Raw genomic sequence first — 11,261 nt, 5'->3', positions numbered from 1 at the left:
AGCGTAGAAGAGTGAGACAATGGATTCTAGGTTTTGCCACCGAGAATGACCGCTCTTGGGAAATCCGTGTTTTGGGTCAGAACGGCTGAATTGGGGCGCATAATTGTCGGGCAGAATAAGGCCTATCACCGAAATGTATCCGCTCCGCGGCACAACAAATTGTAGCTAAAGGGTTGCGCGTTGCTACGAGGAACTACGTATCCATATTTTGGTGCCAAAATATTCGGCTGACAAGCCATGATAGTCTTCAACCCAGTAGTCTTCTTCAGGCGCCACACCGACTCCGCATACTTTCGCGCCTGCCGCGTGGCCTGCGGCAATTCCTGCAGGGCTGTCCTCAAACACCAGACATCCCAATATGTTCACGCCCAGACGTAAGGCTGCGGAACGAAAACCCTGAGGGGAAGGCTTGCCTTCCATCACGTCTTCGCAGGTTACCAGCACGCCAGGAATCGGCAGTCCGGCAGCATGAAGACGTCGTTCAGCGAGAACGGTCGTGGAAGAGGTGACAATAGCCCAGCGGCTGGCAGGCAGCATCGCCAAAAACTGCTGCGCGCCGGGCAGGGCGATGACGCCGTCCATGTCACTTTCTTCCTGCAGGTTCAGTGCATTCGCCTCGCGCTCGGCCTCGGTTGGGTCGAGGCCAAGCGCGAGGAGCGTGTCGATGGCGCGTCGGCCATGCAACATCGCAATTACATCCTCTGCGTTACGATTGTGTTGAATGGCCCATCGCCGCCAGACACGTTTCGTCACCGCCGAAGAGTCCAGGAGCGTGCCATCCATGTCGAACAGGATAGCATCAAAAACGCCTTCGGGCATCAGATGTCCTGGTTCTGTGGCAGGATCACCAGATCGCGAATGGTGGCATTAGCCGGACGGGTCAGCATGAAGACCAGGGCGTCCGCTACATCCTCGCAGCGAAGACCTTCATGGGCGGCAACGCGGCGCACAATCTCGGCTTGGTCGGTTAGGCCCCAGAGTTCGTTGAGCACGATGCCGGGTGCCAGCGCGCCGACGCGCACATTGTGAGGCGCGACCTGGCGGCGAACGCCATGTACGAACGACTGAACGGCATGCTTGGTCGCGCTGTAGATGGGTTCCCAGTGGATCGCCTGATGGCCCGAGATGGAGCTGGTCACTACGATGTCGCCGCTGCGGCGCTCAATCATGCCGGGCAAAGTAGCGCGGACCATGCGGAACACGGCATTGACGTTGACCGAGATCACGGCGTCGAACTGGTCGGCATCGCCTTCGGCCACATCGCCGGTGACATAGCTGCCGGCATTGGCGAAGAGAATGTCGATCTGACCGAAATGGTCGGTCACCGTCCTGATGGCGCTATCCACATCGGCGGCTTTCGTCAAATCGGCGGAAACGACAAGCGTATCACCCCCCAGCTCGGTCTTAAGCGCTTCGAGCTTTTCGGTCGAGCGTGCGACAAGAGCGACCCGGGCGCCCTCGGCGGCCAGCGCCCGTGCAGCGGCGCGGCCAATGCCTGAGCTTGCCCCTGTGACGACCGCAACGCGGCCGGAAATTGATTGTGCCAAGGTATCCTCCTCATGGAAATGGCGTGATTTCTAGATTGCGAACAGCGCGCTAGCGGATGGTGAAACCACCATCGATGACGAGATTGGCGCCGTTGATCATGGCGGCGGCGTCGCCGGCCAGGAACACGGCGGCAAGGGCAATCTCGGACGGTTGCGCAAAGCGGCGGGTAGGGATTTCGGCGCGGGCCTTCTCGCCCTTCTCGCCAGACCAGCCGACCTTGGCCAATTCGGTTTCGACCACGGTGGGGGAAATGCAATTGGCGGTGACGCCGCGCGGACCCCATTCGAGCGCAAGGCAATTGGTCATTCCCAGAAGGCCGGCCTTGCTGGCGCTATAGGCAACGTGTTCGTCGATGCCGATGATGGCTGCCTGGGAGGAGATGGTGATGACACGACCCCAACCGGCCTCCAGCATGGTCGGTGCACAAGCACGCGCAAAAAGGTAAGGCGCGCGCAAATTGACCGCCATTGTCAGATCCCAATCGGCAACGGAAAGGGAGGCCGCGGGCGCCAGCAGGCCAATACCGGCATTGTTGACCAGGATGTCGATCTTGCCGAAATGGGCGCGGGCCTCCTTGGCAAAGTCGTCGATGGCGCCCGCGTTAGTTGCGTCGAATGTCCAGGCACGATGCTGTGCGCCCAACTGGCGGGCCATTTCGACATGCCCGTCAGTGCGATCAGTCAGTGCCAGCGTTGCGCCGCTCTGGCCGAAGGCTTCGGCCATGGCGCTACCGATGCCGCCAGCCGCCCCGGTGATGACTACGACTTTCCCGGTCAAATCTGTCGCTTGTGAAAACAGGCTCTGTGTCACGCTTTCCCTCCCGTGATGCGATCCTTCGGTCGCGCAATTTGGATCATGCTTACATCGAGGCCACCTTGCTCGCAAGTTTGTTTGCTGCTAATGCAAACAAATGGCCGGTGGGAGGAGAGGTGACCGGTCGGGCTTTTGCCCAGTCCTCTCAAATCAAACGATCACAGGATCCCCAAGACAATGAAAACGCTCGGCATTCACTCTTTCGTCTGGACCGGCGGGACGACCCAGGAGAACCTGGAAGGCGCAATGGAGAAGTCCGCTGCGCTCGGCTATGGCCTGATCGAATTTCCTCGCCTCGATCCGTCCAAATTCGACGTCGCCTGGCTGGCCAAGCGCCTGGAGGACTATAACCTCAAAGTGGTCGTTACTATGGGCCTGCCTCTCGACAGCGACATCTCCAGTGAAGATGCGGATAGCGTCAAGCGTGGCGAGCAGGTGCTCGACGATGCCGTAAAGGTGACGCGTGATCTTGGCGGCGAAAAGCTCGGCGGCATCATTTTTTCCGCGCACACCAAGTATTTCCGTATGCCAACCAAGAAGGGCTGGCACAACAGCGTTGATGTTATGTCGCGTGTTGCAGAACGCGCTAAGACGGCCGGTGTCTCGATGAATCTCGAGATTGTCAACCGCTTCGAGAGCAACCTTCTAAATACCACGGCGCAGGGCCTCGCTTACATTGAGGCGACAGGTTCGGATAACGTTTTCCTGCACCTCGACACGTTCCACATGAACATCGAGGAAACCAATACCCCGGCGGCTCTCAAGCTTGCGGGCAAGAGGTTGGGCTATTTCCATATCGGTGAAAACTATCGCGGCTACCTCGGAACCGGCACGATCGATTTCCCGGCCGTTTTCGATGCGCTGGTTGAAATGGGCTATGATGACTACATCACCTTCGAGTCTTTCTCCACCGAAGTTGTGGATGAGGATCTGTCGATCACCTGCGGCATCTGGCGCGACACCTGGGTCGACAATGTCGAAGTCGCGCGGCTGGCCAAGGCGTTCATCGAGGCGCGTTACGACGAAGCAAAGCGCAAGGCGCTGATCACGCGATCGGCATAGTTGAGCTGGACGCCGGTCGCTTGACAGCGCCACCGGTGTCCAATATGTTTGGTTTCACAACGAACATAATAAGGCGGTTCAGGCCTGTTCGGGGAGGGTGTCATGCAAAAGGCTCTTGAAGGTCGCCAAGTGCTCGACCTTTCGGATGCGGGCTTTTCGGTCGAGCAGACCGTATTGCTCGCCGCTACCGATATCTCTAAGTCCTTCAACGGTGTCCCCGCCCTGCTCGATGGCCGCATCCAACTCCATGCCGGCAGCGTCCATGCCCTCTGTGGTGGCAATGGCGCCGGCAAGTCCACATTCCTCAATATTCTGATGGGTTTGCTGCGCGCCGACGGCGGTACCATGGTTCGCGACGGCCAGGTGGTGAGCTATGCGTCGGCTGCCGAGGCACTGGCCGATGGCATCGCCATCATCACCCAGGAACTGAGCCCCGTGCTCGACATGACCGTGGCCGAGAACATTTATCTCGGTCGTGAACCGCGTCGCGGCTGGTTCACCGATAGCGCCAAAATGGTCGCAGATGCACGCGCGCTCTTCGATCGACTCAAGTTCAAGATCGATGCGACCGCCGTCATGCGCGACCTCACCGTCGCGCAGATGCAGCTGGTGGAGATCGCTAAGGCGATCAGCCGCGAAAGCCAGGTTCTCATCATGGATGAGCCGACTTCGGCCATCGGTGAAAAGGAATCCGAGACGCTGTTCGAAGCGATCCGTTCGCTGCAGGCGCAGGGCGTTGGCATCATTTATGTTTCCCATCGCCTGACAGACATTTTCTCGATCGCCGACAGCTATACCGTCTTCCGCGATGGCCGTTTTGTCGAAAGCGGCGCCATTGCCGACATTGACCGCCAGCGCCTGATCGGCCTCATCGTCGGCCGCGACCTGCGCGACCAGGAACCGCGTGCGGAACGCGAGGCCACAGAGGCCGTAATCGAGGCGCGCAACTTCTCCAATGGCGGCGTCTTCACCGATATTTCCCTAAGCGTGGCGAAGGGCGAAATCCTCGGCCTTTATGGCTTGATGGGCGCCGGTCGCAGCGAGTTCGCCAATGCGCTTTACGGCAACGGACCCAAGCAAAGCGGCGACGTTCTTCTGCGGGGAACCCAGCTCATCATCAAGCATCCGTCCGACGCCCTGCGCGCCGGCATTGCCATGGTCACCGAAGATCGCAAGGGCAATGGTCTCGTCCTGCCCGCATCGGTGCGCGACAATATCGTCATGGGTGCGCTCAAGCGCTTCTCGAGTTTTGGTTTCATGAAGGCGGGCGAGGAAAACCGCGCCGTGGATGCCCAGATCGAGCGCTTCCGTGTCCGCACGGCCTCCCGTGATCTTGCCGTGCAAAATCTCAGCGGCGGCAACCAGCAGAAGGTCGTCTTTGCACGCTGCATCGAGACGAACCCGCAGGTGCTGATCTGCGACGAGCCGACGCGCGGCATCGATGAGGGCGCCAAGCGCGAAATCTACGCATTTCTCTCCGACTTCGCAGCCCGCGGCAATGCGGTGCTGATGATCTCATCCGAAATCCCAGAAATCCTGGCCAATGCCGACCGGATCATCGTTTTCCGGTCCGGCCGCATCGCGGGCGAGCTCACTGCCGCCGAAGCGACCCAGGAAGCCCTGGTCCATCTTGCCAGCTGAACCGAGGCACCCAAATGGTCGAACTAGCTCAAAAATCCAGTGAAGCCCGCAATGCCCGGTTCGGCCGCGTCGTGTCGCGCTATGGCATCGTGCTGGCTTTCCTTATCCTCTTCGTCATTCTGTCCTTCGCGCACCAGAATTTCCTGTCGACCGGCAATATCACCAACGTGCTGCGCCAGGTCTCGATCAACGGCATCCTGGCAGTAGGCATGACCTTCGTTATCCTGACAGGCGGCATCGATCTTTCCATCGGTTCGGTGCTGGCCTTTGCCGGCATCGTAGCAGGGGCGCTGGTCACCGGTGCCGATCCCTCCAATCCCTTCCTTGCAGTAGCTGCGGCCATCGGCGTCGGTGCGCTGTTTGGCGCAGTCAACGGCCTGCTCGTTGCCCGCTTCAAGGTGACCGCTTTTGTTGCGACCCTGGGTATGCTCTCCATGGCCCGCGGCGCCACGCTGTTGATCAGCGACGGCCGCCCGGTGCCCAACCTGAGCGCCGATTTCCGCTGGCTGGGGCAGGGCTTCGTTGCGGGCATTCCCGTGCCGGTCATCTGCTTCGCCCTGGTTTTCGTGATTGCCTGGGTCGTCCTGCGCTTCACCATCTATGGCCGCTGGATCTATGCCGTGGGTGGCAATGTGCGCAGTGCCCGCACCAGCGGCATTCCCACCCGCATGGTTACCTTCTCGGCCTATCTCATCATGGGTGCGCTGGCCGGTTTCGCCGGTGCGATCCTCACCGCCCGAACCACATCGGCACTGCCCCAGGCGGGGCTTGGCTATGAACTCGATGCCATTGCGGCGGTCGTCATCGGCGGCACGAGCCTCGTCGGTGGCGTGGGTTCCGTCGTCTTCACCCTTGTGGGCGTGCTGATCATCGGCGTTATTGGCAACGGTCTCGATCTGCTGGGTGTGTCGTCCTACTACCAGCAGATCGTCAAGGGCGCGATCATCGTCGCCGCCGTACTGATCGATCGCTCCCGCAACGCTCAATCATAATTTATCCGGCTCCCAGCCGGCTGAAGAATGCCATCAATAGGAGGAATTTCATGGCAATGACTATCAATCGCCGCCTTATGCTCGGTACTCTTGCGGGTGTCAGCGCTCTGGCCATGGGCCTGGGTGCAGCCAATGCCCAGGACAAGCTGCGCATCGCCGCAATCGTGCAGAGCCTCGACACCGAGTTTAACGTGCTCTGGGCCAATGCCGCCGAAGCCCATCCGCTCGTTGCAGATGGCACAATCGAACTGACCGTCCTCGACGGTCGGATGGACCCCTTCAACCAGTCCAACCAGTTCGATACCGCCATCAATGAGGGCTATGATGCCATCATCTTCATTCCTGTCGACATCAATGCCGGCAATGATCCGGTGGCTCGCGCCATGGAAGCCGGCGTTCCCGTGATCGGCTCGAACACCCTGATCAGCGATACCGATCTCTACCACGCCTTCATCAGCTCGGATGACGTGCTGGCCGGCGAAATGCTGGCCCGCTCGGTGATCGAGAAGATCAACGGCGAAGGCAATGTCGTGATCGTCGAAGGCATGATCGGCCAGTCGGCCCAGGTGCAGCGTCTCGAAGGCATCCAGAAGGTTTTGGCCGAATACCCCAACATCAATGTGCTCGAAACCCGCACGGCCAACTGGTCGCGTGCCGAAGCGCTGACACTGGTGGAAAACTGGCTGATCTCCAATGGCGGCGACATTCAGGGCGTGATCGCCGAAAATGACGAAATGGCGATCGGTTCGCTTGAGGCAGTCAAGGCCTACGGCCTCGATCCTGCAACCGTTCCGGTCGCCGGCGTGGATGGAATTACCGATGCGCTCCTGGCTGTGCAGCGCGGCGAGATGATGTCGACCCTGCAGGATGCCAACGCGCTTGCGCAAGGCGCAATCGATCTGGCGGCAGCTGCTGTCCAGGGCGATGCCTACACGCCGGTCGCTGCGGTATGGGACGTCAATGGTGGCGCGCTCGTCTGGGGCGGCGGCACCGAGAAGCAGTATTCGGTTCCGTGGGTTCCCGTCACCGCCGACAACGTCGAAGAGCTGCTGGCTCTGCGCGACGGCGCATAAGATACCCTCCCTGGGTATGGAGGCGGCCTCGGCCGCCTCCGCTCTTAACATCGCCTGCCGAATGATTACTCTTCGGTTCGCAAAATGAGATCCCGATGGCTACACCGCAGTCGATTCGCTACCTCAACGAGCTCCGCGCCTTGAACGTCCTGTTCCGCAAGGGTGCCATGAGCAGGGCGGCGCTGGCACGCGAACTGGGCCTTAATCGGTCCAGCATGGGCAATATCATCGCCAATCTGGTCTCCGACCAGATGGTTGTCGAGCGCGCCGATCTCGAGCGTACCGAAACCCGCACCGGTCGCCCGGGCATCGCCGTTGAATTGAGCCCCGGTGGCGGCGCCTTTATCGGCGCCGAGATCGGCGTCGACAGGCTCGGCGTGGTCGCGATCGATCTGTCCACCAAACTCCTTTATCGCGACAGCGTCAGTTTTCCGACGGCGGAACGGCCGGCCGACGAAAGCATCGATGCCGTTATCGGCATGATCCGCGAGGCGATCGCCAAGTCGGGCGGACCGGGGGAAGTGCGCGGACTTTGCGTGACGCTTCCGGCGTTGCTCGACCGCAAGGGCCTTGTCATCAATGGGCTGCTGCTCGGATGGCAGCAGGTGCCGCTGCGAACCTTGTTGCAGGGTAAGTTTGGCGAAGATTTTCCCATCATCATCGAAAACGATGCCAACGCCTTCGGCATCGCCGAGACTTACAAGGAACCTTCGAATCGCAGCGATACTAAGGCCTTCCTGATGATCGAGAACGGCGTCGGTGGCGGTATCGTTGTCGGCGGCAAGCTTTTCCGTGGTTCCTATGGACACGCGGCTGAATTTGGCCAGATCGTCCTGGGCGGCGAAGGTTTCTTTCGCGGCAGGACGCGTCCGGGTCACCTTGAGGGGTATGTAGGCAAGGACGCGATCCTGGCTCGCTATCACTGGCATGGCGCTGACCCTCAGAGCACGCTCGATGATCTATTGGCGGCCATCGGCCGAAGCGAGTCCATCGCCCTCAAGACCGCGCATGACTGGGGTCAGAAGCTGGCGCTGGGCCTAACGCAAATAACCAGTGTGCTCAACCCCTCCGCCATCGTTCTGGGCGGTTCGGTCGCTCCTGTTTTCGATGTGGTTGCCGACGACATTCTGGGTGCCATGCGCAAGGAGTTCATTGAAGGTTTCCGCATGCCGGAGATCCGCGTCTCTGCGCTGGGCATCGACGGCCCGTCGCTGGGTGGCGCCATGCTGATGCACCAGCAGATGTTCTCGGTGGACGAGAAAGTGCTGCATCACGGCGAGCAATCGGCCTCCGCTTCCGCCTGAATTTTTGGAGACTTCATCGTGACAAGCAAGGTAGTGACGGTCGGCGAGATCGTCGTCGAGATCATGGCCGTTCGCCCCGGCAATGGCTTTCGCGAGGCAATTGACTTGGTTGGACCGTTTCCTTCAGGCGCACCGGCCATCTTCATCGACCAGCTGGCGCGGCAGAAGCACCCCTGCGCCATGGTATCTTGCGTCGGCGACGATGATTTCGGCTGGCTTAATATCGAGCGCCTTCGTGGCGATGGCGTCGATGTCTCTGCCATCCGGGTGCATGAGGATGCCGTCACCGGCAGCGCCTTCGTGCGCTATCGCGACAATGGCGATCGCGACTTCGTCTTCAATATCCGCCACAGTGCCAATGGCCACATCGGGTTGACGTCCGAAGCGAGGGCCGTGATCGCCGAGGCGGGACACCTCCATGTCATGGGCTCCTCGCTGGTATCGTCTGCCATTATAGAGGCCGTGCTTTATGCGCTCGACGAGATCAAGGCGCGTGGCGGTACCGTCTCCTTTGACCCCAATATTCGCAAGGAAATGCTGGGCTTTCCAGAACTGCGTGAGGCACTGGACCGGGTGCTGGCAGCGACCGACCTGTTTCTGCCGAGCGGAGCCGAACTATTGTTGTTCTCCGCCGAGCAGGATGTCGAAAAGGCCCTGGGCGATTTACTTGGGCGCGGTCTCAAGGCCATCGTGCTGAAGCAGGGCAGCGAAGGCGCGCGCTATGTCGCCGCCGATGAAGATATCACCGTTGCCGCATTTAAAGTCGACGAGGTGGATCCGACGGGGGCAGGGGATTGTTTCGGCGCGACCTTTCTCGCTGGCTGGCTTGCCGGCCTTAATGCTGCCGACAATCTACGCCGCGCCAATGCGGCAGGTGCGCTGGCCGTCACCCGCAAGGGCCCGATGGAAGGGGCGTCCACAGTCGACCAGCTTGATGCATTTCTCGCGGACACGGAGCAGGCAGCATGAGCACGCGTCTTCTTCTCGAGCTGCCGCGCAATTACGCCGAGGGCAAGCGCTCGGGCATTGTTTCGATCTGTTCGGCCCACCCCCTGGTGATCGAAGCGGCCCTGCTCGATGGCGTCGAACGTGGCCAGCCGGTCCTGATTGAAGCCACCTGCAACCAGGTCAATCAGGAGGGCGGCTATACCGGCATGACGCCTGCCGACTTCCGGGCGTTTGTTGAGGGCATTGCACAAAAGGTCGGCTTTTCCCTCGATAACCTGATCCTTGGGGGTGACCATCTCGGTCCAAATCCTTGGAAACATCTGCCGGCCGAGGACGCCCTGGCGCGTGCGCGGGTCATGGTTGCCGATTTTGCGCGCGCCGGTTTCACCAAGCTGCATCTCGATACCAGCATGGGGTGTCTGGGTGAGCCACTAGCCCTGCCAGACGAATTGACCGCATTGCGCGCTGCGGATCTCGCCGCTGCCGCCGAATCCGCCCTGGCCGCTGGTGCCGAGCGCCCGGTCTATGTCATCGGCACGGAAGTGCCGATCCCAGGAGGCGCGCTAGAAGCGCTCGATCATGTCGAGGTCACCAAGCCTGGCGCGGCGCGCGGCACTGTCGATGTTCACCGGCATGCCTTTGCGGAGCGTGGCCTCTCCGATGCGCTCTCGCGTGTCATTGCCATCGTCGTCCAGCCCGGTGTCGAGTTCGGCAACGATGACCTCGTGATCTATGACCGAGCAAGGTCGCGCGACCTCGTGGCAGTTCTCGCCGACAAGCCCCAGGTTGTGTTTGAGGCCCACTCCACCGACTACCAGTCGCTCGAAGCGCTCGCGGGCCTGGTGGCTGACGGCTTCAGCATACTTAAGGTCGGTCCGGCGCTGACCTTTGCCCTGCGCGAGGCGTTTTACGGGCTGGATCGGATTGCCCTCGAACTCCGCCTGATTTCCCCCCACCAAGCTGTCTCCACTGCTATGGAGGCAGCAATGGTCTCCGACCCGTCGGCCTGGGAAAAGTACTACCCGGGCGACGCCCACCAACAATATTTGCAGCGTCACTTCAGCCTGTCGGACCGTATCCGTTACTATTGGCCTAGCGAGAGCGCCATGGAGGCTGCGGACCGCCTCTTGGAGGTGTTAGGGGAAAGGGAGATACCTGTGCCACTGGTCAGTCAGTATCTGGGCGCCTCACCCGCCGCAACATTCTCATACACTGGGGATAGGCAGGCGAGAACACTCGTCCTGTTAGCGGTTCGGCGGGTCATCGATGGATATCAAACTGCTATCAGAGCTCCATAATACCGTGCCGAGACTTTAGGATCTTCATAGGATGCGAGGTGCTCCAGTCCTCAGGAGACTAGCAAAAGCTCGTTCATTTCTTCGATGGTCATGACTAATAGGGTCAGTGGATGTTTCGCCTGGACGGAACGGCTGCTTCTGGGAGTTGCGTGACCAACCTGAATGGCCGGAATGGGGCGCTTTAACGCCAGGCTATCTGTGTGCGCTAGTCCGACCGGCTATGTGCGTCGCGGCACAACTGGCATGGCGGTCATATCGCTTGTCCGCAGCACATTTCGAAGGCGCTCAAGCTGCGTCTGTGTTCGACGCAGGTCGCCCAAGGTTATCTTTCTCAGTCCGTCGTTTGTCCTGCAGGTAACGTACGGCTCGGAATCAGGTGAATATGGATCGCTATGGGAAGATGCTAGCCCGTGCGCAATGGCGTTTCGAATACCTCGAGGTTCAGTGAGGTCCATTGGAGCGCACCCTATTTTGACCGGACATGTGGCATAGCTGATAAGGCATAGGCATACGCCTATGAGTACGACTATGTCCAAGAGTGCCGATGAGCCGTTTCGACGGGTCGAAGTGATTACTTCCGTG

Annotated in this window: 10 protein-coding genes; 7 read left to right on the top strand and 3 right to left on the bottom strand. The window is 60.2% G+C overall.

What is annotated here, in order from left to right; translation table 11 throughout:
- Positions 1-183 precede the first annotated feature (183 nt).
- The 3 genes from DDE77_RS18715 to DDE77_RS18705 are packed head-to-tail and all read right to left on the bottom strand — an operon-like array spanning position 184 to position 2,358.
- Positions 184-819, bottom strand: a complete 636-nt coding sequence (locus tag DDE77_RS18715) for an HAD-IA family hydrolase (RefSeq protein ID WP_108399009.1) — start codon at positions 817-819, stop codon at positions 184-186.
- Complete coding sequence (locus DDE77_RS18710) at positions 819-1,547, bottom strand: SDR family oxidoreductase (protein WP_108399008.1); 729 nt, start codon at positions 1,545-1,547, stop codon at positions 819-821. Before DDE77_RS18710 ends, DDE77_RS18715 begins: the two co-directional genes overlap by 1 nt.
- 49 nt (positions 1,548-1,596) lie before the next feature.
- Positions 1,597-2,358, bottom strand: coding sequence for a GolD/DthD family dehydrogenase (locus DDE77_RS18705; protein ID WP_108399007.1), 762 nt, complete (start codon positions 2,356-2,358; stop codon positions 1,597-1,599).
- 180 nt (positions 2,359-2,538) lie between these two features.
- On the opposite strand from DDE77_RS18705, the gene DDE77_RS18700 reads away from it, so the two are divergent.
- The 7 genes from DDE77_RS18700 to DDE77_RS18670 all read left to right on the top strand — a co-directional run bounded on the left by DDE77_RS18700 (position 2,539) and on the right by DDE77_RS18670 (position 10,679).
- The gene (locus tag DDE77_RS18700) at positions 2,539-3,423 is read left to right on the top strand and encodes a sugar phosphate isomerase/epimerase family protein (protein ID WP_108399006.1); all 885 of its coding nucleotides are present in this window, start codon (positions 2,539-2,541) and stop codon (positions 3,421-3,423) included.
- Positions 3,424-3,525: 102 nt separating this feature from the next.
- A complete protein-coding gene (locus DDE77_RS18695) occupies positions 3,526-5,064 on the top strand; it encodes a sugar ABC transporter ATP-binding protein (protein WP_108399005.1) in 1,539 nt (512 codons plus the stop codon).
- Positions 5,065-5,078: 14 nt separating this feature from the next.
- Positions 5,079-6,056 carry an ABC transporter permease gene (locus tag DDE77_RS18690; protein WP_108399004.1) on the top strand — a complete coding sequence of 326 codons (978 nt, stop codon included), beginning with the start codon at positions 5,079-5,081 and terminating at the stop codon, positions 6,054-6,056.
- 56 nt (positions 6,057-6,112) lie between these two features.
- The gene (locus DDE77_RS18685) at positions 6,113-7,129 is read left to right on the top strand and encodes a substrate-binding domain-containing protein (RefSeq protein WP_108399020.1); all 1,017 of its coding nucleotides are present in this window, start codon (positions 6,113-6,115) and stop codon (positions 7,127-7,129) included.
- Positions 7,130-7,224: 95 nt separating this feature from the next.
- Positions 7,225-8,433, top strand: coding sequence for an ROK family transcriptional regulator (locus tag DDE77_RS18680; protein ID WP_108399003.1), 1,209 nt, complete (start codon positions 7,225-7,227; stop codon positions 8,431-8,433).
- Positions 8,434-8,448: 15 nt separating this feature from the next.
- Positions 8,449-9,402 (top strand): tagatose kinase, encoded by a 954-nt coding sequence (locus tag DDE77_RS18675; RefSeq protein WP_108399002.1) that lies wholly within the window; start codon positions 8,449-8,451, stop codon positions 9,400-9,402.
- Positions 9,399-10,679, top strand: coding sequence for a D-tagatose-bisphosphate aldolase, class II, non-catalytic subunit (locus DDE77_RS18670; protein WP_108399001.1), 1,281 nt, complete (start codon positions 9,399-9,401; stop codon positions 10,677-10,679). Before DDE77_RS18675 ends, DDE77_RS18670 begins: the two co-directional genes overlap by 4 nt.
- The last annotated feature ends 582 nt before the right edge of the window (positions 10,680-11,261 follow it).

The sequence above is a fragment of the Devosia submarina genome, from assembly GCF_003056345.1.
Classification (GTDB): domain Bacteria; phylum Pseudomonadota; class Alphaproteobacteria; order Rhizobiales; family Devosiaceae; genus Devosia; species Devosia submarina.
This window is presented reverse-complemented; position numbering and strand designations above follow the sequence as displayed.

Excerpts from the sequence above, each read along its gene's own strand:
- DDE77_RS18715 (WP_108399009.1), bottom strand. The coding sequence starts at position 819 with ATGCCCGAAGGCGTTTTTGATGCTATCCTGTTCGACATGGATGGCACG.
- DDE77_RS18700 (WP_108399006.1), top strand. The coding sequence starts at position 2,539 with ATGAAAACGCTCGGCATTCACTCTTTCGTCTGGACCGGCGGGACGACC.
- DDE77_RS18695 (WP_108399005.1), top strand. The coding sequence starts at position 3,526 with ATGCAAAAGGCTCTTGAAGGTCGCCAAGTGCTCGACCTTTCGGATGCG.
- DDE77_RS18690 (WP_108399004.1), top strand. The coding sequence starts at position 5,079 with ATGGTCGAACTAGCTCAAAAATCCAGTGAAGCCCGCAATGCCCGGTTC.
- DDE77_RS18685 (WP_108399020.1), top strand. The coding sequence starts at position 6,113 with ATGACTATCAATCGCCGCCTTATGCTCGGTACTCTTGCGGGTGTCAGC.
- DDE77_RS18680 (WP_108399003.1), top strand. The coding sequence starts at position 7,225 with ATGGCTACACCGCAGTCGATTCGCTACCTCAACGAGCTCCGCGCCTTG.
- DDE77_RS18670 (WP_108399001.1), top strand. The coding sequence starts at position 9,399 with ATGAGCACGCGTCTTCTTCTCGAGCTGCCGCGCAATTACGCCGAGGGC.